This window comes from Dinoroseobacter shibae DFL 12 = DSM 16493 (assembly GCF_000018145.1).
GTDB lineage: Bacteria > Pseudomonadota > Alphaproteobacteria > Rhodobacterales > Rhodobacteraceae > Dinoroseobacter > Dinoroseobacter shibae.
This window is the reverse complement of the sequence record NC_009952.1, coordinates 3,272,994-3,294,498: the sequence shown is the minus strand read 5'-3', so window position 1 is coordinate 3,294,498 and position 21,505 is coordinate 3,272,994. Positions and strand designations below refer to the sequence as shown.

Annotated in this window: 21 protein-coding genes; 8 read left to right on the top strand and 13 right to left on the bottom strand. The window is 67.6% G+C overall.

Annotated features, from left to right (window positions below):
- Positions 1-51: 51 nt before the first annotated feature.
- Genes DSHI_RS15850 through DSHI_RS15840 form a run of 3 tightly spaced genes read right to left on the bottom strand, consistent with a single transcriptional unit; the run spans position 52 to position 3,058 of the window.
- On the bottom strand, positions 52-1,053 hold the full coding sequence (locus tag DSHI_RS15850) for an ABC transporter substrate-binding protein (protein ID WP_012179787.1): 1,002 nt from the start codon (positions 1,051-1,053) through the stop codon (positions 52-54).
- Positions 1,023-2,396, bottom strand: a complete 1,374-nt coding sequence (locus DSHI_RS15845; protein WP_012179786.1) for a sensor histidine kinase — start codon at positions 2,394-2,396, stop codon at positions 1,023-1,025. The genes DSHI_RS15850 and DSHI_RS15845 overlap by 31 nt, the downstream gene beginning before the upstream one ends.
- Positions 2,393-3,058 carry a response regulator transcription factor gene (locus tag DSHI_RS15840; RefSeq protein WP_012179785.1) on the bottom strand — a complete coding sequence of 222 codons (666 nt, stop codon included), beginning with the start codon at positions 3,056-3,058 and terminating at the stop codon, positions 2,393-2,395. Before DSHI_RS15840 ends, DSHI_RS15845 begins: the two co-directional genes overlap by 4 nt.
- Positions 3,059-3,159: 101 nt before the next feature.
- Here DSHI_RS15840 and DSHI_RS15835 point away from each other — a divergent pair, with 101 nt between their 5' ends.
- From DSHI_RS15835 to DSHI_RS15815, 5 genes are all read left to right on the top strand, one after another.
- Positions 3,160-4,140 (top strand): tripartite tricarboxylate transporter substrate binding protein, encoded by a 981-nt coding sequence (locus tag DSHI_RS15835; RefSeq protein WP_012179784.1) that lies wholly within the window; start codon positions 3,160-3,162, stop codon positions 4,138-4,140.
- A gap of 80 nt (positions 4,141-4,220) precedes the next feature.
- A complete protein-coding gene (locus DSHI_RS15830) occupies positions 4,221-4,709 on the top strand; it encodes a tripartite tricarboxylate transporter TctB family protein (RefSeq protein ID WP_012179783.1) in 489 nt (162 codons plus the stop codon).
- 3 nt (positions 4,710-4,712) lie between these two features.
- Positions 4,713-6,230 (top strand): tripartite tricarboxylate transporter permease, encoded by a 1,518-nt coding sequence (locus tag DSHI_RS15825; RefSeq protein ID WP_012179782.1) that lies wholly within the window; start codon positions 4,713-4,715, stop codon positions 6,228-6,230.
- The gene (locus DSHI_RS15820) at positions 6,220-7,410 is read left to right on the top strand and encodes a CaiB/BaiF CoA transferase family protein (protein WP_012179781.1); all 1,191 of its coding nucleotides are present in this window, start codon (positions 6,220-6,222) and stop codon (positions 7,408-7,410) included. Before DSHI_RS15825 ends, DSHI_RS15820 begins: the two co-directional genes overlap by 11 nt.
- Positions 7,407-8,171 carry a citryl-CoA lyase gene (locus DSHI_RS15815; RefSeq protein ID WP_012179780.1) on the top strand — a complete coding sequence of 255 codons (765 nt, stop codon included), beginning with the start codon at positions 7,407-7,409 and terminating at the stop codon, positions 8,169-8,171. Before DSHI_RS15820 ends, DSHI_RS15815 begins: the two co-directional genes overlap by 4 nt.
- Before the next feature lie 18 nt (positions 8,172-8,189).
- Here the strand turns inward: DSHI_RS15815 and DSHI_RS15810 are convergent, their stop codons facing one another.
- The 8 genes from DSHI_RS15810 to DSHI_RS15775 all read right to left on the bottom strand — a co-directional run bounded on the left by DSHI_RS15810 (position 8,190) and on the right by DSHI_RS15775 (position 17,008).
- On the bottom strand, positions 8,190-9,434 hold the full coding sequence (locus DSHI_RS15810) for a BatD family protein (protein WP_012179779.1): 1,245 nt from the start codon (positions 9,432-9,434) through the stop codon (positions 8,190-8,192).
- Positions 9,431-10,942: a vWA domain-containing protein gene (locus tag DSHI_RS15805; RefSeq protein WP_012179778.1), complete on the bottom strand. Its 1,512-nt coding sequence runs from the start codon at positions 10,940-10,942 to the stop codon at positions 9,431-9,433. Before DSHI_RS15805 ends, DSHI_RS15810 begins: the two co-directional genes overlap by 4 nt.
- Positions 10,939-11,925, bottom strand: coding sequence for a VWA domain-containing protein (locus tag DSHI_RS15800; protein ID WP_012179777.1), 987 nt, complete (start codon positions 11,923-11,925; stop codon positions 10,939-10,941). The genes DSHI_RS15805 and DSHI_RS15800 overlap by 4 nt, the downstream gene beginning before the upstream one ends.
- A complete protein-coding gene (locus tag DSHI_RS15795; protein ID WP_012179776.1) occupies positions 11,922-12,395 on the bottom strand; it encodes a DUF4381 domain-containing protein in 474 nt (157 codons plus the stop codon). The genes DSHI_RS15800 and DSHI_RS15795 overlap by 4 nt, the downstream gene beginning before the upstream one ends.
- Entirely contained in the window at positions 12,392-13,327 is a 936-nt protein-coding gene (locus tag DSHI_RS15790; RefSeq protein WP_012179775.1) for a DUF58 domain-containing protein, read from the bottom strand. Before DSHI_RS15790 ends, DSHI_RS15795 begins: the two co-directional genes overlap by 4 nt.
- Positions 13,328-13,338: 11 nt before the next feature.
- Positions 13,339-14,304, bottom strand: a complete 966-nt coding sequence (locus DSHI_RS15785; protein WP_012179774.1) for an AAA family ATPase — start codon at positions 14,302-14,304, stop codon at positions 13,339-13,341.
- Between the two features lie 68 nt (positions 14,305-14,372).
- Positions 14,373-15,329 carry an HAD family hydrolase gene (locus tag DSHI_RS15780; protein ID WP_012179773.1) on the bottom strand — a complete coding sequence of 319 codons (957 nt, stop codon included), beginning with the start codon at positions 15,327-15,329 and terminating at the stop codon, positions 14,373-14,375.
- Between the two features lie 77 nt (positions 15,330-15,406).
- Positions 15,407-17,008 carry an arylsulfatase gene (locus DSHI_RS15775; RefSeq protein ID WP_012179772.1) on the bottom strand — a complete coding sequence of 534 codons (1,602 nt, stop codon included), beginning with the start codon at positions 17,006-17,008 and terminating at the stop codon, positions 15,407-15,409.
- A gap of 105 nt (positions 17,009-17,113) precedes the next feature.
- Here DSHI_RS15775 and DSHI_RS15770 point away from each other — a divergent pair, with 105 nt between their 5' ends.
- The 3 genes from DSHI_RS15770 to DSHI_RS15760 are packed head-to-tail and all read left to right on the top strand — an operon-like array spanning position 17,114 to position 19,972.
- On the top strand, positions 17,114-17,344 hold the full coding sequence (locus tag DSHI_RS15770) for a hypothetical protein (protein WP_044028066.1): 231 nt from the start codon (positions 17,114-17,116) through the stop codon (positions 17,342-17,344).
- Positions 17,337-18,005 (top strand): Crp/Fnr family transcriptional regulator, encoded by a 669-nt coding sequence (locus tag DSHI_RS15765; RefSeq protein ID WP_012179771.1) that lies wholly within the window; start codon positions 17,337-17,339, stop codon positions 18,003-18,005. The genes DSHI_RS15770 and DSHI_RS15765 overlap by 8 nt, the downstream gene beginning before the upstream one ends.
- A 32-nt stretch (positions 18,006-18,037) precedes the next feature.
- Entirely contained in the window at positions 18,038-19,972 is a 1,935-nt protein-coding gene (locus DSHI_RS15760; protein WP_157865349.1) for a multiheme c-type cytochrome, read from the top strand.
- A gap of 4 nt (positions 19,973-19,976) precedes the next feature.
- Here the strand turns inward: DSHI_RS15760 and DSHI_RS15755 are convergent, their stop codons facing one another.
- Both DSHI_RS15755 and DSHI_RS15750 read right to left on the bottom strand, forming a co-directional pair.
- The gene (locus DSHI_RS15755; RefSeq protein WP_012179769.1) at positions 19,977-20,744 is read right to left on the bottom strand and encodes a DsbA family protein; all 768 of its coding nucleotides are present in this window, start codon (positions 20,742-20,744) and stop codon (positions 19,977-19,979) included.
- 133 nt (positions 20,745-20,877) lie between these two features.
- Complete coding sequence (locus DSHI_RS15750) at positions 20,878-21,495, bottom strand: LysE family translocator (protein ID WP_012179768.1); 618 nt, start codon at positions 21,493-21,495, stop codon at positions 20,878-20,880.
- Positions 21,496-21,505: the final 10 nt, after the last annotated feature.

The following is a 21,505-nucleotide window of genomic DNA, read 5'->3' as shown; positions in this document are numbered from 1 at the left end:
GGGGCGGGTCCGGATTGGTTTCGGTCGGAATAGTTATCGGGAAACAGGGGGTTACTGCAGGATCGCGCTTTCCCATTCCTCGACGAAGCCGCGCCGTTTGAACCGGTCGAGATAGACCAGAAGGGCCGGGCCGAGGTCGATCCGGCGCAGGGTGCCCTCGCCCGGGGTGGGCTGGACAGGGCGCAGGGCGCTGCCGTCGAAACTGCGCGCCAGCAGTCGGTCGATGAACTGCCCGGCGAGGGCCGGGTTGGGCGCGCGGGCCGGGATCAGCACCGAGCGCAGCATCAGCGTGGTGAAGTCCGCGGGCAGCACCACGGTGAAGGCGTCGCGGTCCGCGCGTTTCAGGGCGTAGCTGGCCAGCACGTTGTAGGCGATGGCCAGCTCGCCCGAGACCACCGCGTCGATCATGTCCGACGAGCAGCAATAGAGCTTGGCGTTCAGGCCGCCGAGCACCTCGGTCAGCCGCCAGTAGGTTTCGGATGTGCGGGCGTCCTGGGTGGCGAAGAGGTAGCCCAGCCCGGAGCGGCGCACGTCATAGGTGCCGACGCGGTCGCGGAACCGCTCGGGATTCTCGCGCAGGGTGGCGATCAGGTCCTGACGGTTGCGGGGGATCGCCATGTCCGCGAAGGCGGCGTTGGACACGACGATGGCGGCGGGTTCCTGGGTGAAGGCGAAGACCTCGTCGTTCCAGGCGGCCCAGTCGGGCAGCCCCGCGGTGATGTCGGAGCGATGGGCCAGTGCACCGCCGTCATTTGCGAACTTGATCTGCAGGTCCATGGCGCTGGAAATCGCGAGGTCGAAGTCGCGCGCGCCGGTTTCCAGCTCGGCCATCAGGTCGGCGGAGCTGACGACCGTGTAGGCCACGGCGAGGTCGGTGCGGCCCGCGAGGAAGGCCTCGATGTTCGGCTTGAAGAAGGCGGTGTCCGCGGTGGAGATGATTTCGAGCGTGGTGGAGGCGTCCTCCGGGCCGAAACGCTGGTAATCCTCGATCTCCAGCGCGGCGGCGGGCAGGGCCGTCAGGCTCAGGCAGAGGGAAAGGATACCGAGACGCATGCGCCACCTTCGGGTCTGTTGGACAGGGACAGGGTGCCACCGTGCACGCGAATGACCTCTTCGGCAATCGTCAGGCCGAGGCCGGAGCCGACGATGTCGCCCACATCTGGGCCGCGCACGAAGCGGTCGGTCAGCGGGGCGGTGGGGTTTTCGGGAAAGCCCGGGCCGTCATCGGCGATGGTCAGGACCGGGCCGGTATCGGTGCGGTGGATGGCGATGTCGATGCGCCCCTCGGGAGGCGTGTATTTCAGCGCATTGTCCAGCAGGTTCGCCAGGGCGTTCTGCAACAGGATCAGGTCGCCGCGCAGATGGGGGTCGCCATGGGTGGCGACGGCGATCTCGATCTCCTTCAGCTCGGCCATGGGGCGGACCCGGGCGACCGCGTCCTGGGCCAGCGCGCTGAGCGAGACGTCCTCGTCATCGAGCGAATCCGCGCGGAAGCTGACCATGGCGTGATCGAGCAGCTGGCCGGCCGTGCGCGAGGTCTCGTCGATGGCGCGGATCACTTCGCGCAGGTTCTGGCGGTTCTCGGGGGTCTCGGCGCGGCGCATGCCGATCTCGGCCTGGGTGCGGACGATGGCCAGCGGGGTGCGGACCCGGTGCGCGGCCTCTGCGATGAAATCCTCGGACCGCGAGAGCGAGGTCTGCAGCCGCGTCATGAAGCTGTTGAGGGTCGCCACGAGCGGGGCCATCTCGCGCGGCACCTCGGTGCTGACCGGGCGCAGGTCGGCGGGACCGCGCCGGGACAGGGAGCGGGTCAGGCGGTTGACCGGGCGGATGGTCATGTTCGCGACCACCAGCGCCAACGCCGCGGTCAGCACGAAGAAGCCCGCGCCGATCCCCACCGCCATGGCCGAGATTCGCCCCAGGGTCGCGCGCTGCCCCTTCAGCGTCTGGGCAACGGAGACTTCCAGCGTCGAGGACCCCTCCAGCACGGAAAACGGGCGCCGGATCGTCGCGATCCGCACCTCGTCGCCCAGGAATTCCGCCGAGCGCAGGGATGTGGCGCCGGTGTCCCGGTCACGGGGCAGGCCGCCATAGCCGGTCAGGAATTCGTCACCCAGCCAGATGGCGTAGAACACGCGTTCATCGGTGGTGCTGCCCAGCATGGAGAAGGCGAAATAGGGGATATCCACCCTGATCTCGCCGCCCCGCACGCGGGTATTGTCCACGATGGAGACCGCCGAGGCGGTCAGGATGTTGTCGAGGCTTTCCTGGGCCAGTTGGCGGGCCACGGACTGCACCACGAAATAGAGGATCACGGCGGTCGCCGCCGCCCCCGCCAGCAGGTAGGTCAGCAGGCGCTGGCGGATCGACGTGGTCGGGCGCAGCAGGGCGATCATGGCAGGTCCAGCTTGTAGCCGAGCCCGCGCACGGTCGTGATCCGGACGGAGCTGTGCTCCAGGTGTCGCCGCAGGCGGGCGACATAGACCTCGATCGCGTTCTCGGTCACATCCTCGTCGAAGGAGAACAGCCGGTCCACCAGGGCCGGTTTCGAGAAGATCTGTCCTGGCGCGTTGGCGAAGGTCTCGAACAGGCGCAGCTCCCGGGTGCGGAGCTGGACGACGCCGCCCGCGGTCTCGAGCGTGCCCGCGAGCGCGTCGAACACCAGGTCCGCGAGGGCGAGCCGGTTGGCCGCCGACCCGCCGCGGCGGCGCAGGACCGCCCGGCACCGGGCTTCGAGTTCGGAGAAATCGATCGGCTTGACCATGTAGTCGTCGGCCCCGAGATCGAGGATGCTGACCCGGTCGGAGACCTCTGAGCGTGCGGTCAACACGATGACCGGGGTCGCCTCGGCGGTCTCGCGGCAGCGGCGCAGGAAGGCGCGGCCATCCCCGTCGGGCAGCATGATGTCCAGCAGGATCAGGTCATAGGAGGTGGTCGCCATGAAATCCCAGGCCTCGGTCATGCTGTCGGCGTGATCGACAACATGACCGTCGAGGCTCAGCCGGTCGATCACGGCCCGGGCGAGCGGGGCATGGTCCTCGATCAGCAGGAATCGCATCGGGTCCAGTTTTCTCCGGCGTGTCAGGTTTGTGTCAGCTTCGAGTGCCACACAGGGTTCATGGGCGGCGCAGGCCGCTTTTGTCAAATGGGAGGACACACATGACACTCGAATTCACGCGTCGGACGCTGATCGCGGCGGCCGCGGCACTTGCGATGACCGGCGGGGCCCATGCGGAAGGGGAGCAGATGCTGGAGAGCATCCATTTCCTGATCCCCGGTGGCGCAGGCGGCGGCTGGGACGGCACCGCGCGCGGCACGGGCGAGGCGCTGACCAAGGCCGGTCTGGTGGGCTCGGCGTCCTATGAGAACATGTCCGGCGGCGGCGGCGGCAAGGCCATCGCCTATCTGATCGAGAACGCCAACAGCAGCCACGGCACCTTGATGGTCAACTCGACCCCCATCGTGATCCGGTCGCTGACGGGCGAGATTTCCCAGAGCTTCCGCGACCTGACCCTCGTGGCCGGCACCATCGGCGACTACGCGGCCATCGTGGTCGGCAAGGACAGCCCGATCAATTCCATGGCGGACCTGATCGCGGCCTATGACGCGGACCCGAACGCGACCGCGGTCGGCGGCGGCTCGGTGCCCGGCGGGATGGATCACCTGGTGGCGGCCATGGTAATGGAAGCGGCGGGCAAGGATGCGCTGGGTGTGAAGTACATCCCCTATGACGCGGGCGGCAAGGCCATGGCGGCGCTGCTGTCGGGCGAAATCGCGGCCCTGTCTACCGGGTTTTCCGAAGCGATCGACCTGGCCGAGGCCGGCGAGGTCAAGATCATCGGCGTGACCGCGCCGGAGCGCGTGGCCGCCTATGACAGCGCCCCGACGATGGTCGAGCAGGGCATCGATACGACCTTCGTCAACTGGCGCGGGTTCTTCGCGGCGCCGGGCCTGCCGGAGGAGCAGCTTGCGGCCTACCAGGCGACGCTGGAGAAGATGTACGACACCCCCGAGTGGGAAGAGGTCCGGGCCCGCAACGGCTGGGTCAACATCCACAACAGCGGCGCGGATTTCCAGAGCTTCCTCGAAGCCCAGGAAGCCCAGATCGGCGATCTGATGAAGAAGCTCGGCTTCCTCTGAGCCCGGGCGCATGACCTTGGGGTGAGGCGGGAGCATAACCCGCCCGCCCCGTTTCAAACGACTTTACGGGAGGGATGGACATGGCGCTCGATCGCTGGATTGCGCTTGTTTTGCTGGGGGTGTGCCTGATCTACGGCTACACGGCCTGGTTCACGATGGATGCCGATCTTGCCCCGTTCATGCGGCGCAATCCGATCTGGCCCTCGACATTCCCCAAGGTTCTGTCGGTGCTGGGCGCCGTGGCCGCGTTGGTGATCCTGCTGGGGCTCGAAGGGCCGCAGAAGCCGCCCAAGGCGGGCGACATCGATTACCGGCGGCTGGGCGATTACAAGATCGGGCAGGCGGCCCTGTTGCTGGGGCTGATGGTGGGCTATGCGCTGTTGCTGCGTCCGGCGGGGTTTTTGGTGTCGACCACGTCCTTTCTGATCCTCGGCTCGGTGATCCTCGGCGAGCGGAACTGGCCGGTGATGATCGGTGTGGCGGTCGTGGCGACCGGGGCGATCTGGTACCTGGTGCAGGAGGTGCTGGGCATCTTCCTGCGTCCGCTGCCGATGTTCATGGGGGTTTGAGAGATGCTTGAAGGACTCCTGATCGGCCTGCAGACGGCCTTTTCGATCCAGAACCTGGCGATGGTGATCGGCGGCTGCCTGATCGGCACCTTCATCGGCATGCTGCCGGGGCTCGGCCCGATGTCGATCATCGCGATCATGATCCCCGTGGCGATCTCGCTGGGTGATCCGTCCGCGGCGCTGATCCTGCTGGCCGGGGTGTATTACGGCGCGATTTTCGGCGGCTCGACCTCGTCGATCCTGCTGAATGCGCCGGGGGTGGCGGGCACGGTCGCCACCAGTTTCGACGGCTACCCGATGGCGCAGCAAGGCAAGGCGGGCAAGGCGCTGACCATCGCCGCCATCGCGTCGTTTGCCGGTGGTACCATCGGCGCGATCCTGTTGATGGTGTTCGCGCCGGCGCTGTCGTCGGTGGCATTGCTGTTCCATTCGGCGGAGTATTTCGCGCTGATGGTGGTGGGGCTGTCGGCGATTGCGGCCTTTGCGGGCACGGGGCAGGTGGCCAAGGCGCTGTTGATGACGATCCTGGGGCTGATCATGGCCACGGTGGGCGAGGGGGCGCTGTTCGCCAGCCCGCGCTTCACCATGGGGTTGATGGACCTGCAATCGGGGTTCGGGTTCATCACGCTGGCGATGGCGATGTTCGCCCTGCCGGAGGCGTTGTTCCTGGTGATGAACCCGCTGCGCGCGGCCTCGGGCCAGGGCGGTGGCGAGATCAAGGACCTGCGCATCACCCGGGCGGAGGCGCGGTCCATCGCGCCGGTGATCGGGCGGCAGTCGGTTCAGGGGTTCTTCATCGGCGTGCTGCCCGGGGCGGGGGCCACCATTGCCTCGTTCCTGGGCTACGCGGTGGAGCGCAACATCGCGTCGAAGGACGAGCAGGCCGAGTTCGGCAAGGGGTCGGTCAAGGGGCTCGCCGCGCCGGAGACCGCCAATAACGCGGCCTGCACCGGGTCCTTCGTGCCGCTGTTGACGCTGGGCATTCCGGGGTCGGGGACCACGGCGATCCTGCTCGGCGCGCTGCTGGCGCTGAACGTGTCGCCGGGGCCGCGGTTGATGATCGACGCGCCGGAGATCTTCTGGGCGGTGATCATGTCGATGTTCATCGGCAATCTGGTCCTGCTGATCCTGAACCTGCCGCTGATCCCCTATATCGCCAAGATCCTGTCGGTGCCGCGGAACTACCTGATCCCCTTCATTTTGTTCTTCACGCTGATGGGAGCCTATATCGGGCAAAACAACGCGACCGAATTGTTGTTGCTGGTGGGTTTCGGGATCTGCGCGACGATCCTGAAATTCGCGGATTACCCGCTCGCGCCGCTGCTGATCGGGTTCATCCTCGGGGGGCTGCTGGAGAACAACTTCTCCCGCGCGATGCAGCTTTACGATGGGATCAGCTTCATCTGGGAACGGCCGATGACGCTTGGGCTGCTGGTGATCGCGGCACTGCTGATCATCCTGCCGAGCTACCGCAATCGCCGGGCCAAGGCCCGGGCGGCCGGGGTGGCCGATGGGGACTGAGACACGCGCGCCCGCGCCCCTGACCGGGGTGCGGGTGCTGGACCTGACCAATGTGCTGGCCGGGCCTTATTGCGGCTATCAGCTGGCGCTGATGGGGGCGGAGGTGATCAAGGTCGAGCGCCCCGGCAGCGGTGATCTGGCCCGGCAGCTTGGGGCGGATCCGGCGCGCAACGCGGCCAATATGGGGATCAGTTTCCTGGCGCAGAATGCGCAGAAACGCTCGGTCACACTGGACCTCAAGCACCCGCAGGGCAAGGCGTTGCTGCGGCGGCTGGTGGCGGGGGCTGATGTGCTGGTGGAGAACTTCCGGCCCGGGGTGATGGACCGGTTGGGGCTCGGCTACGACGTGCTGCGGCTGGATAATCCCGAGCTGGTCTATTGTGCGATTTCCGGGTTCGGGCAGGACGGGCCGCGCAAGGATGACCCGGCCTACGACCAGATCGTGCAGGGGGTTTCGGGGGTGATGTCGATCACCGGCGCGCCGGAGACTGCGCCTTGCAGGGTGGGCTATCCGGTGGCCGACACGTTCGGGGGCATGACCGCGGCTTTCGCCATTGCCGCGGCGCTGAATGCCCGGCCCCGTGGGGCGTTTCTGGACGTGTCGATGACAGAGGCGCTGTTGTCGAGCATGGGTTGGGTCGTGTCGAACTACCTGATCGGAGGGGTCGCGCCTGCACCCCATGGCAATGAGAATACGACCTCCGCCCCGTCGGGCACCTTCGCGACCGCGGATCAGCCGATCAACATCGCCGCGAACCGGGACAGCCAGTGGGAAAGCCTCGCCCGGCACCTGGGGTTGGAGGCGCTGCTGCGCCATCCGGATTATGCCACGCGGGAGGCGCGCAAGGCCCATCGCGACGCCCTGCGCGCGGAGTTGGAGCGCGTGTTGACCACCCGGGCGGCGCGGGACTGGGTGGCGGAGTTGAACGCGCTCGGTGTGCCCGCGGGGCAGGTGATGACCGTGCCCGAGGCGCTGGCCGAGCAGTCGGGGTTGATCGCGGAAGTGGCGTTGGCAGAGGAACGCTTGCCGCTTGCGGGCGCCCCCTGTCGAGTGGATGGGCGGCGTCCGGTTCCGGATGCGCCGCCCCCGACCTTGGGCGCGGATACGGAGCGGGTTCTGGCAGAACTGGGAGTGCCCGGGGCGGAGATAGCAGCCTTGCGCGCGGAGGGCGTGATATGAGCGATGTGGCCGACTGGTGGCGGACCGAGATCATCGACATGGAGCCGGGGCGCATCCATCTGCGCGGCATCCCGATCCAGGAGTTGATCGGACAGGTCGGCTTTGCCGAGATGATCTGGCTGATGGTGCGGGGCGACCGGCCTGACCCGGCGCAGGCGCGGCTGTTCGAAGCCGCATTGGTCTCGGCGGTGGATCACGGGCCGCAGGCGCCCTCCATCGCGGCGGCGCGGATGGCGGTGACCTGTGGTCTGCCCCTGAACAATGCCATGGCAACGGCGGTCAACATGCTGGGCGATGTGCATGGCGGCGCAGGCGAGCAGGCGGTGGAGATGTTCCATGCGCTGCGGCGGGCCGAAAGTGTCGCGGCGGGGCTCGACGGCTGGATCGCGGCGCGGGGCAAGATCATTCCGGGCTATGGCCACCGGTTTCACACACCGGTCGATCCGCGCGCACCGCGGCTTATGGCGCTGACCCGGGAGGCGGTCGCCGCAGGCGCGTGTTCCGGCGCGTTCATGGCGCTGGGCGAAGCGGTGGAGGCGGAACTGGCCGCACGCAAGGGTCGGCCGATCCCGATGAATATCGACGGCGCAACGGCGGTGATCTATGCCGAGCTGGGCTTTGCCCCGCCACTCGCACGAGGGCTGTTCTGCCTCTCGCGGTCGGTGGGGATCCTCGCCCATGCCTGGGAGCAGCAACAACAGCGCGGGCGCAACAAGGGGCCGACCCCGCCCCAATATCGCTGGACCTATGATGGGCCCTGAGCGCGGGGCGTGCGCGCCCTAGAACGGATTGAGCGCTGGCAGGGTCTGTTCGGCCTTGTGCACGCGGTGGGGGCGCAGGCCCGGCAGGGCCTTGTGCAGCGCGGCCCAGCGGGCGCTGATCGCGCCTTGATCGAGCGTGGCGCGGCCGAACCTGATTTCCGTGACCGCATGGAGGGCCGCGTCGAGATCGGCGGGCCTTCGGGCCTCGGGGTGGTGCGTTTCGTAAAGGCGCAGCGCCTGCAGGCTCAAGGTGAGGTCGCGGGCCCCGACGGCCTGTTCCAGGGTCTTGTAGAGGTGCGCCTCGGAGAGCTGCCGCGCCGCGCGGCGGGCCCTTGCCCGCGCGCGCAGGCCGGGGCCGAACCGCCGCCAGCCGAAAAACGCCGCGCTGCCCATGGCGATCAGGGCCAGAAGCCAGCCCGCGATCTGGCCCGGGTCCGGACGGAATGGGGCGGGGGGGCCGGCGGCGACCTCGACCGTGGTGCCGTCGAGCTCGATGGTTTCCACCGCCTTGGAGGACAGGTTGTACCAGGACAGGCTGAGGGGCGGCAGGGTGGCGGTGCCTTCGGCCAGGGCCACGTAGGTGACGGTTTCGGTGCGTGTGCCCGACAGGATCCCGCGGTTCTCGGACTCCTCCAGTACCGGCTCCTTGGGGTAGGGGCGCAGGGTTTCGGTGCCCTCGGTGCCCATCAGGGGCGGGATGAAGAGTGGCGGGGTGCCTTCGATCTTCACCACGATCTGGCGGGTGATCGCGTCGCCCACGGTCAGGTCGCCTTCGGGGAGGGTGATCTGCTGCGTTGCGGTCAGGTCGGAGGCGATCAGGGGCGGGTCCAGTCCCTCGGCCCCCTCGGGCAGGATCGCCTCGAACCGGATTTCTTCGGTCATCACCGTGGTGGTTTCCGGGGTCGCGCCGTCCGCGGCATAGGTGATCGCGACCTCTTGCGGAGGCAGCACGAAAGGGCCGGGGATCATCGGATAAAGGCTGTAGCTGCGGGTGATGCCGGACCAGGTTTCGCCATCGACCTGCTGGCTGGTGGGGGTTGTGGCGCGATCGTTGAGCCGCACCATCAGGTCGGGGATCTCGAAGCTGGGCAAGGACGGCGGGTCGGGCATGAAGCTGGGCACGAGCACGGTAAGCCGCAGGATCAGCGGTTGGCCGATCTCGGTCTCCTCGGCCGCAAGTTCGAGCCGCACTTGCGGGTCCTGGGCCGCGGCGGCGGACGGCAGGAGCAGGGCGATCCAGAGGCAGAGAAGGGCGCGCATCATTCCGGGGCCTCGGCAGATTCGATGCGGAAACGGGTGGCGAGGAAGTCGCTGACATCGGTGTCCACGGAGCGCATCCATTCCTCGGCGCTCTGGACCCCGTCGCCCGCGCCGGAACGTTCCACCTCGGTCTGCTCGCCGAGGCCGCTTTCGTTGTCCATGACCACATCGTCGGCGCCGATGCCGGTCTCCTTGCCGGTGTCGGACTGGGACTGGGTGCTTTCCACCAGCGCCACGATGGCCTGGGCCACCTCGAGGTTCTGTGCGGCTTCGGGGTAGTCCGGGCGCAGCTCCAGTGCGTGTTCGAAGGCGCGCACACCGGCGCGGTATTTGCGGTTGCGCAGGCGGGCCATGCCCTCGCCGAAGGCGGCCTCGGGGCTGTCGAGGGTGGCGTAGGCCTCGGCCGCGGCCTCGTATTGGCCGTCACGGAAGAGCGCCAGCGCGCGCCACATCGGGTCTTCGAACAGCGCGGCCGCGCGGTCGTAGTCCCGTGCCTCGAAGGCGCGGCGGCCCTGCTGGTCCGGAGTCCAGAACCAGTCGGCGATGCCGTCGGCCCGGGCGGTTTGCGGCGTCGACAGGCCCGTGGCGAGGACCGCCAGCGCCGCCCACCGCATGGTCCAGCCGCGGCGGAACCAGATCAGCACGAGGAGGGCCGCGGGCCAGGCGAGCCACCAGCCGCGATCCTCCCAGAGCTGTGTCTCATCCTCGGATTGCGCAGCGCGGTAGGCAGAGACCAGGGCGCGTTCGATCCGGTCGAGATCGCTGTCGTCGGGGCTGAGGCGAACCACGGTCGCGCCGGGCAGCCCGTCGAGTTGCGGCAGGGTCACGGTATCGGGCGCGGCGGCCAGGATCGTGATCGGCGGCAGGTCCATCGCGGCGATGTTCGGGATCGCGTCGGGGGCCATGTCGTCGAGCACCATCAGGATCGCCCCGGCGGCCTCGGCGCGGGCGAGTTCATCGGTCGCGCGGGACAGGGCGGCGGCGGGGTCGTCGCCGTCCACCGGCATCACCGCCGGGCTCAACCCGTTGAGAAAGCTGGTCAGGATGCCGGGATCGGTGGTCAGGGGCACGACCCGGTGGGCGCTGCCGGCATAGGCGATGAGCGCGGTTTCCGCGCCCGCGCGGCGGGCCACCAGGTCGAGGATCTTGAACCGGGCGCGGTCGAGCCGGGTGGGCGACAGGTCGGTTTCGGTCATGGACGGGGTGAGTTTCAGCACCACCACCAGGGGCGCGGTCTCGGCCTGAAACGGGTCGGGCAGGCGCGACCAGGTGGGCCCGGAGACGGCGAGCGTCAGAAGGACCAGCGCCGCCGCGACCCCGTCGATCGGATAAAGCCGCCGCCGCCGGGAGGCCCCGGTCGCCAGGGCTTCGGCCAGGTGCGGCGCGAGGCCGGTGGTGGCCTGCGTGGCGGCCTGGGGCTTGGGCCGGATGCGCCACCACAGCAGCGCGATCACCGGCAGGGCCAGCAACGCCCAGGGGCGGATCAGGTGGAAGGCGTCGAGCAGGCTCATCCCGCAGCCTCCGGTCGGCGCGTGGCATGGAGGAACCCGACCGTGCCGAGGCCGATCAGCAGGGCCAGGGCGAAGGGGATATGGGCCATCGGTTCGCGCGGCTGGTAGCTCGCGCTGTCGGTGACGCGGGGGTTCAGCGCGTCGATCTCGGCATAGATCTCCGACAGGCCCTCGACATCGTCCGCGAAGTAGAACGCGCCGCCGCCGCGGGTCGCGATGTCTTCCAGGGTCGCGGGGTCGAGCCGTTCCTCGCCGCTGCCATCGGGGTTGCCGACGCCGATGGTGTAGATCGTGATCCCCTCTTGCGCCGCGATTTGGGCGGCGTTGATCGGGGTCATCGTGGAGGCGGTGTCGGCCCCGTCGCTGAGCAGGATCAGCAGGCGTTCTTCGATCTCGCTGTCTTCGAAGCTGCGGATGGCGAGGCCTATGGCGTCCCCGATGGCGGTGTTTGGCCCGGCCATGCCGGTCTGCACCTGGTTGAGCAGTTCGACCACGCTGTCGAGATCCTCGGTGAACGGGGCCTGGATGAAGGGTTTCGCGCCGAAGACGATGAGCGAGATCCGGTCGCCCTCGCGCTCGGCCACGAAGGCGCCGACCACGTCCTTGACCGCTTGCAGGCGTTGCAGGCGGGTGCCGTCCGGGGCGGTCATGTCGCGGTCGTCCATGGAGCCGGAGATATCGACCGCCAGCACCAGGTCGCGCGCGGCGCTTGTGATCGTGATCGGCTCCCCCAGACGTTCGGGGCGGGCAAGACCGGTGATGAGCAGGACCCAGACGAGGCTCGCGGCCACCAGTTGCAGGCGGGAGCGGGCAAGGATCAGCGCCCCGTCGGAGGCGGGGCTGCCCACGGCCTCGGTCACTTGCCGGAAGAACGGGATGCGGGTGGCGCGGCTGCGGTCCCGGTGCGGCGGTGCGAAGCGCCAGACCAGGAGCGGCAGGGGCAGCAACAAGAGCACCCAGGGCGCGGCGAGGGTCAGGCTCATGGCTGCGCCCCCTCGTGGCGGGTGATCCAGTGTCGGGCCTTGGTTGCCAACCCTTTGGCGGGCGGCGCCTGCCGGTAGGGGGCCTGGGTCAGCGCCGTGCCCTCGGGGCTGGCCGCGAACCCGGTGCCGGGGGCGGTGCGGTCGAGAAAGGCGAGCCAATCCGGCCCGTGCAGGCCGGCCACCTCGGCCCGGGGGAAGGCGGCCAGCGCCGTGCGGCGCAGGACGGCGGCGATCTGCACCGGGTCCTCGCCCGCATCCGCGAGCGCCTTGAGGGCCGCGCGCCGATAGGCCGTCGCGCGGCGGTGACGCATCCAGGCCAGAACCGCAAACGCGAGCAGGGCAAGCAGCGCGGCACCGAGCACCCACCAGCCCGCAGTCTGGGGCGCGAGCGAGATCGGAGCAGGCTCGGCAATCGGGGCGAGCGCGTCGAACAGGTCCACCAGGTTCTGGGTGTCGAGCGTGTCGTTCATGTCCGCATCCCCCGTGCGCCCATCAGCTCCAGCATCTGCGGCAGGGTTTCCCGGGCGGTTGTCAGGGGCAGGACGGGGATGCCGAACTTCGTGGTCAGGCGCATCAACGCATCGAGGCGTGCGGACGCGAAGTCCTGCAGCTTGGCGCGGGTGTCGGAGGCGCCGAGGTCGATCTGGGCCTGCAACTGGCCGTCGGAGACCACGAAGGACAGGTCTGCGGGCAGCGTGTCGAGCGTTGGATCAGTGACGGTCACGACCACCACGTCATTGCGCCGCTTGATGTCGCGGAGCAGGGTTTCGGTGGTCTCGTCCCAGGCGTCGAAATCGCTGAACACCATGACCAGCCCGCCGGTCTTCACGATCCGGGCGGTGGCGGCGAGGGTCTGGTTCAGGGTCAGTCGGGAGTGTGGCGCGTAATCCGCGGAAAGGGCCTGGTTGGCATTGGCCAGCGACGCGAGGAAGCGGTGCAGGGCGCGCGGCGTGCCCGTGGGGCGATGCTCGATCACCTCTTCGTCGGCGAAGACGATGCCGCCGACCCGGTCGCCCTGCTTGCGGATCGCGTGGGCGGCGATGGCGGCTGCCTCCGCGGCGGTGACGGATTTCATGTTCAGGACGCTGCCGAAGAACATCGACATGCGCTGATCCACGAGCAGCATCGCGGCGCGGTCGCGTTCCTCTGTATAGACGCGGATATAGGGTTTGCGGGTGCGGGCCGTGACCTTCCAGTCGATGGTGCGGATATCGTCGCCCTGGGTGTAATGGCGCAGCTCTTCGAAGTTCAGCCCGCGCCCCTTGAGTCGCGAGGCGTGGCGGCCGTTGAGGATCGATTTCACGGGCTGCCTTGGCAGAAAGCGCAGGGCCGCCGCCCCGCTGCGCAGGGATTGCAAGTGGGGCAGGTCCACATGGATGCGGGTGTCGAGACCCGGGCGCATCGGGTCCTCCTTCAGGGCAGGGCCACCAGGTCGAGCAGGCGCGCGGTGACGGTGTCGGGCACGATCCCTTCGCCCTGGGCCTCGAAGCTGAGTGTGAGCCGGTGGCGGAACACGTCCGGCGCGACCGCCTGGATGTCCGTGGGGTCGAGATAGTCACGCCCCTCCAGCCAGGCATGGGCGCGCCCGCATTTGTCCAGCGCCAGCGAGGCGCGAGGGCTGGCACCAAGGTCGATCCAGCGCGCGAGATCCGCATCAAGGGCCGCCGGGGTCCGCGTGGCGGTGACCAGGTCGGCCATGTAGCGGGCCATGGCCTCGGAGACATGGATCGCGCCGATCTCGGCCCGTGCGTCGAAGACGGTCTGCTGCGGCAGGGGGGCGGCGGGGTCGGGGGCGCTGCCGGCGTCTTCGCCACGCACCAGGGCGATGACCTGCGCTTCTTCCTCCGGGGTGGGGTAGTCGACCTGCACATGCATCAGGAAGCGGTCCATCTGGGCCTCTGGCAGGGGGTAGGTGCCTTCCTGCTCCACCGGGTTCTGGGTGGCCATGACGATGAAGAGCGGCTCCATGCGGTGGGTGGTGCCCGCCACGGTCACCTGGCGTTCCTCCATCGCCTCCAGCAGGGCGGCCTGCACCTTGGCCGGGGCGCGGTTGATCTCGTCGGCCAGCACGATGTTGGCGAAGATCGGGCCCGGCTCGAAGCGAAACTCGGCGCCGGTGTCGGTCTGGTGGTAGACCTCGGTGCCGGTGACGTCGGAAGGCAGCAGGTCCGGGGTGAACTGGATGCGGCCGAAGCTGGCCTCCAGCCCGCCCGCCATGGCCTTCACCGCGCGGGTCTTGGCGAGGCCCGGCATCCCTTCGATCAGCAGGTTGCCATTGGCCAGAAGGCCGATCACCAGCCGGTCGATGACGCGCCGCTGGCCGATGATGGACTGGCCCATCCGGGTGCGCAGGGTTTCGATCTGGTCTCTTGCTGTCATCGTCGTGCTGCCTTGGGTCGGGGTCCGAGAGGGGGCGTGGGTCGGGTATCACGCCGCCCACGACATAGTTACGGCCAGACGCGGGACCAGTCACGGGCCATGTCGACGATGACCCAGCCCCGGTCGGGGCCTTCGTCGAGGCCGCGGTTCAGCACGCCGACATGGCCTTCGCGGTCATAGGCGAACTCGCGCTCCGCATCCGTGTGGTGCAACAGCAGGCCGAACCCAGGCCCGTCGCCGGAGGTGGTGTATTCCAGCATGGCGAAATCGCCGTCGGAATTGCCGCTGGCGAAGATCGGGCGTTTGCCGATGCGGCTGTCGATGCCGACGGGCTTGCCCTCCTTGTCGTCGACGAAGTCGATACCCGGCAGTTTCATGACCTGGCCATCGACGTATTCGGTGGGGCCTGCGGAGCCCATGACCTGCTCGGGAGGGATGTTGTAGGCCCGCTCGGCGAAGGCGCGGATGAAATGGACGCCGCCGCCGGAGACGATCCAGGTCTGGAACCCCTCGTCGCGCAGGTAACTGAGCAGCTCCAGCATCGGCTGATAGATCATCTCGTCATAGCGCATGCCGGTGGTGGGATGGCGCGCGCTGTCGAACCAGGCGTTCACGTCGGCCTGGAAATCCTCGACCGAGATCCCGGCATGGCTGACGGCGAGGACTTCGAGCAGCCCTTCGATCCCGCCCGCAGCGAGGGTTTCGAGATCGCCCTCGGCGGCGGCCTTGAGCGCATCGGTGGACAGGATGGACGGGTCGGCCTCGGCGCGCTCCTTCACCCGGTCGAGCGCATAGATCAGCTGGAAATAGATTGGCTGTTCGGCCCAGAGGTTGCCGTCATTGTCGAAGGTGGCGATGCGGTCGGCAGGGGGGACGTAGTCGGGCGAGGCCGGGTCGGTCACGCGGTCCACGAAGCCGATGATCGCGGATTTGGTGTCGGTATCGTTCCAGGACGGCAGGGGATCGGCGAGGGCGGGAACCGCCGACAGTGCCAGAACCAAGACAGCTTTGCAGAGCGCCCGCATGGGATCCTCCGGAATTTCGAGTGTGGGGAGAGGAAGGGGCCGCGCCCGAGAACGCGGCCCCTTCGTGTCGGTGCGGCTTAGCGCGCGCCGCTGGGTGCGGTCAGCTTCTCCATCACCTTGTCGAGGCTGAAGGAGGCGGCTTCCTGCCGGGGTGGATACTCCTGGAAGGTTTCCAGGAAGTCCGCGACGTAGGCTTGCGCGGGCACCAGCATGTAGGCCCGGTCGAGCATCCAGTCGTAATAGGTGTTCGACGTGCGATACCCGCGCTCATAGGGGTCGCGGCGCAGGTTGGCGATGAGCGGCACCCGCAGCGGCGTCAGAGGCTCCATCCAGGCGCGCAGAGTCGCCCATTCCTTCTGCTCCAGGAAGGTGATCTTCCAGTCGCCGAAGCGCAGGGCCGCAAGATCCCCGTCATCGGTGAAGTAGAAGATCTCCTGCCGGGGGCCGGTGTCAACTTCGCCCGCGAAATAGGGCAGGAAGTTATAGCCATCCAGATGCACGCGGTAATCGCGTCCGCCGCCGACCTCGGCCACGGTTATACCGTCGAGAAGTTCTTCCTTGATGTTCGGACGCCCGGCTGCGGCCAGGTAGGTGGGCAGCCAGTCCATGTGGTGCATGATCGAGTTCGACACGGAGCCGGGTTCGATCAGGCCGGGCCAGCGGACCATGGAGGGCACGCGCCATGCGCCTTCCCACTGGGTGTTCTTCTCACCCCAGAACGGCGTCATGGCGGCATCGGGCCATGTGTTCATGTGCGGGCCATTGTCGGTGGAGTAATGCACGATGGTCTCGTCGGCGATGCCGAGCTCGTCCAGCAGGTCGAGGAACTGACCGATATGCATGTCATGTTCGATCATGCCGGCGGTGTATTCGTCCACCGACTTGCCGACGATTTCGTTGGCCATCTGGCGACGCTCGTCGCTGACATGGGTGCGGAAGTGCATCCGGGTGCCCGACCACCAGACGAACCAGGGGTTGCCCGCCTCTTCCTGGCGCTTGATGAAGTCGATCGCCGCGGCGACGGTCTCGTCGTCCACGGTTTCCATCCGCTCCTTGGTCAGGGGGCCGGTGTCTTCGATCGTACCGTCGGCGGAGGACTTGATCACGCCGCGGGGCCCGAACGCCTCGCGGAAGGTGCGGCCGTCTTCGAGCACGAGATCGCCCGGGTAGTCCTCGTTCTCGGGCTCTTCCTCGGCGTTCAGGTGATAGAGGTTGCCGAAGAACTCGTCGAAGCCGTGGTTGGTCGGCAGATGCTCATCCCGGTCGCCCAGGTGGTTCTTGCCGAACTGGCCGGTTGCGTAGCCTTGGGCCTTCAGCAGGCCCGCGATGGTTGGGTCTTCGACCTGCATGCCTTCTTCGGCACCGGGCAGACCGACCTTGGAGAGGCCCGTGCGGAACACTGACTGGCCCATGATATAGGAGGACCGGCCCGCGGTGCAGGACTGCTCGCCATAATAGTCGGTGAAGATCATGCCTTCTTCGGCGATCCGGTCGATATTGGGCGTTTCGTATCCCATCAGACCCATCGTGTAGGCCGAGATGTTCGACTGGCCCACATCGTCGCCCCAGATAACCAGGATGTTGGGCTTGTCCGTCTCCTGGGCGGCGGCGACACTTGCCGAAATGCCCAGCAAGACCGCCCCCAGCGCGCAGCGCCGCAGCCTTCCTAAGTTGACCATATGTATTCTCCTTGTTGAGTGTTTCTTCTTGTGACGCATGTCGCCCCGTGAAGGTAACGCGATACTTCCGAGGGCCATAGCCTCAGAGCCGGGCCGGCCTTTCGGATGACCGCAGGCGTTCGCCGCGAGGTAATTCTCGCGGTCGCGGATTTTGACGCCGGTGCCATCGCCGCCCTGTTTCACGTTGCCTTCGCGCCCATCGTTTGTTTCAGTTTCCTAAGCGTTGATGTCGCCAAGTCGCCACCGTTTCCGTATGGTGACACGCCATCAGGGCGAAAACTCCATCAAATGATGGATTTCCAATTTTTCTCGAAGGGGGCGGTGCGCCTTGTCTGACGCGGATCTGTTGCAGAAACATGGCTGGCTGGCCGGGCGGTCGCAGGCCTCTCAACGCCGCATCCTGTCCTGCGGGCGGCCGCGCCATTTCGCCAAGGACGAGGCCCTGTACCATTTCGGCGACTCGTCGCGGGGCGTGTATGGCATCGTCGCGGGCAATGTCAGCGTGTCGATTCCCAACGACGTGGGCGCCGCGCAGACGGTTTACCTGGCGACGCCCGGGTTCTGGATCGGGGATGCCGCGCTCTTTTCCGATCAGACCCGGCTTGTCACCGTGATCGCGGAGACCGAGGTCGATGCGCTGTTTCTGCCCAAGGCGCAACTCGATGACCTGGTGCGGGAGCATCCCGACCTGCTGCGCGATTTTTATGCGCTGAGCCATCTGAACCTGAATGTGGCGCTGTCGCTGATCGCGAATCTCGTCACGCCCAACGCGGCACAGCGGCTTGCGGCGTTTCTGTTGAACGTGGACGAGCGCCAGGTGAACCCGGGGGACTGGATACAGGTGGCGCAGGATCGGTTGGCGTCGATGGTGGCGTTGTCGACGCCGACGGTGCAACGGCATCTCAGGAATTTGAGCGCTGCCGGGTTGGTCGAGATCGGATATGGGCGTATGCGGGTGATCGAGCGCGCGGCGTTGCGCCGGTTTTTGATGGAATGACAACGGGTATCGCGCGCATGGGTTTTTCCGTGATGACAGTTTTCCTGGCGCTTGGCGTGGCCCTCACGGCCTCGATCGCGCGGGCGGAAGACCCGCGCGTGCCGGACTATATCGGCACGGCGGTGTGCGCGGATTGCCACCAGGAGGCGTATGAGGCCTGGCAAGGCTCCCATCACGACTTGGCCTGGACGCCGCCCGATGCGCTGCATGTGCTGGGCGATTTCGACGATGCGGAATTCGTCCATAACGGCGTGCGCACGACCTTCACCACCGAGGACGGCGTGTTCTACATCACCTCCGACGGGCCGGATGGCAGGTTGCAGAAATACCCGGTGCACAGCGTTGCGGGGATCGCACCGTTGCAGCAATACCTGATCGAGACGGAGCCGGGGAAGATCCAGTCCTTCGACGTGGTCTGGGATATCGAGCGGGGCGCGTGGTATCACCTCTATCCGGATCAGGACTTGCCGGCCTCGGACGGGTTGCACTGGACCGGGCCCTACAAGAACTGGGGCGCGCGCTGCGCCGAGTGTCATGCCACGGGCTACAAGAAGGGGTACGACCCGGCGACGCGGACCTACACCAGCACCCAGGCGGAGATCGGCGTGGGATGCGAGGCCTGCCACGGACCGGGGGAGGCCCATGTGAGTTGGGCCCTGCCGGGGGGCGATTACGATCCGACCCGCTGGGACCGGGTGGGCGAGACCGGGCTGACCATGGATTTCGCGGCCGGTGCGGAGGCGGAGATCCAGCAATGCGCAGCCTGCCATTCCCGGCGCGAGGCGTTCGAGGAGGGCAATCCGCTGCCCGGCACGCCTTATCACGATGCCTATCGGCTCAGCCTCTTGCGGGACGGGATGTATCACCCGGACGGGCAGATCCTGGAAGAGGTCTATGTCTATGGCTCGTTCATCCAGTCCAAGATGTACGCCGCCGGGGTGGCCTGCACCGATTGCCACGATGCGCATTCGGCGCAGCGGCTGACCGAGACCAATGACCTGTGCACCCAGTGCCATTCGACGGCCGGGAACCCGGAGTTCCCGACCCTGCGGCTGGCGGAGTATGACGACCCGTCCCACCACTTCCACGAGGTCGGCAGCGAAGGGGCGCAGTGCAAGAGCTGCCACATGATCGAGCGCGACTACATGGGGATCGACGGGCGGCGCGACCATTCCTTCCGGGTGCCGCGCCCGGACCTGACTGTCGAGACCGGCGCGCCCAATGCCTGCAACGATTGTCACACGGATCGCAGCGCCGAGAAAATGGCGGCCGAGCTGGAGGCGCGCTTTCCCGACAGCATCCATCGCGGTCCGCATTTCGCCCAGGTCTTCGCCCGCGCCCGGATCGCGCCGCAGAGTACGGCGGAGAACATCGTGGCGCTGACCGAATACCTCGATCTGCCGGGGATCGTGCGGGCGTCGGCGCTGGAGCTGCTGCATCCGATGGCGGGCCCGGAGCTGGCGGATCGCATGGCGATGGCTCTGCGCGATCCTGATCCGCTGGTGCGGGCCGCGGCGGTGCCGATCCAACGTGCGGCACCCGCGCCGGTTCGGGTGGAGCGCCTTGCGCCCCTGCTGTCAGATCCGGTCCGAAGCGTGCGGATGGCGGCAGCCCGTGAATTCCTCGATCTGAACATGCGGGTTGTTCCGCCGCAGACCACGCAAGCGCTCGGAGCCGCGATGTCGGAATGGCAGTCGTCGTTGCGGGCAAAGGCGGATTTCCCGGAGATCCAGATCATCCTCGGCGGTGTCGGCTTGACGATGCGGAACATGCCTGCCGCCCTGTCGGCTTTCTCCGAAGCGGTCGACCTCGATCCGCAGCGCGAAGAAGCCTGGTCTATCATTGTACGCATCTATGCCGCGCTCGGGGATATGGCGGCGGCGAGAGATGCCGTGGACGCAGCACTGGTTGCAAACCCCGAGAGTGTGGCGCTGCGGGTTCTGCGGGGTGAAATCCTCCAGCAATAGCGGGTTAACTGCAGCTGGGGATCGGGCCGTCCCTGCGCTCCAGGGCGATGAGGCGGTCGAGCGTGCGGGCGCTGACTTCGCCCTGCACCAGTGTGCGCCCGACCAAGAGGGCCGGGGTGCCCACCAGGCCAAAAAGCTGCGCCAGCGCCCGGCTGTCAGTGAGGGCAGCGGTGACCTGAGGGCTGTCCATGTCGCGCAGCAGGCGGTCCGCGTCGAGGTCGAGATCTGTGGCAAGAACGCGGAGATAGGCCTCGCTTGGCTGGAAACCGGCCCGGATCAGGCGCGCATGAGCGTCGGCATAGCGCCCCTGCAGTCCGGCGGCGAGGGCGGCGCGCGCCCCGTCGGCGGAGGCCGGACCGAGGAGGGGCAATTCGTGCCATTTGATCCGGATGGTTCCGCCGGAGGTCTCCTCCAGCGCCTGAAGGCGCGGGGTTAGCACCCGGCAGAACGGGCAGGCATAGTCGGAAAAGGACGCGATGGGGACGACGCCCTCGGGCACGGCGTCCATTCCGAAGAGCGCGTCGCAGAGGCGCCCGCGCAGCACGTTGGGCGCAAGCTCTGTCACTGTGGCAGGCTCCAGCCCGATCATCGGGTCGAGCCCCCGGGTCACCGGGCCGAGCGGCATCGTGCGAAAGCCCTCGGGCGCTGCCAGCGGCTCCAGCGCAGGCAGGCCGCGAAACAGGTCGGTGAGCGCCGGCACCCCGTAGCGTAGAGCCGCGTAGCCGCCGCCGAGGATCGCGGCCCCGGTCAAGAATTGTCGTCGTGTCGCCATGGGAGTCCGATCTTTGCGAGTCCAGAAGGTGCCGGCCGGGCCGGTGCGTCAAGCCACGGCTGCGTGAGGCGCATGCTCCTGCCCTCCAGGGCGGGGTCTCTGCGCGTTGCAAGGTTTGGCCTGCTCGGATCGGTCATGTCCTTCCTCCCGGTGCGTAGGCGCCGAGGGCGATCCCGTAGCCGATGAAACACAAGGCCAGGCCGCGGCGCACCCAGAAGTTCAGGATCGCCCCCATCGCCAGTTTCCCAAGCCCCGCGCCGAGGGCGGTGTAGCCGGTATAGGACAGTGCCGTGAGCGTCAGCGCCGTGGGCACGATCACGGTCATCTGCGACAGGATCGGCACGTCGGGTTGGACGAATTGCGAGAAGGCGGCGATGTAGCCTGCGAGGCTCTTGGCGTTGAAGGTCGCGATCAGGAAGGCCCGGCCATAGATCGACCCGGCCCCGGCCTGGGGTTTGACCGGATCCCGGGCGGTGCGCCATGCGCGGATGCCGAGGGCCACCAACACGAACGCTCCGGCAAGCTGGACCCAGCGGAACACGTCCGGTGCAGCGGTGATCAGGGCGGTCACGCCAAGGGCCGACAGGGCGAGAAACAGGCTGGCCTGGGTAAGGATCGCCAGCACGCCCCAAAGCGACCGTCGAAACCCATGGGTCATCCCGTTGGACATGCAGTTGACCGCGTTCGGTCCGGGGGTCGTGACGAACAGCGCCCAGAAGAGCGCGAAGATCGTCCAGGCGTCGAAACTCATTGGGGCCTCC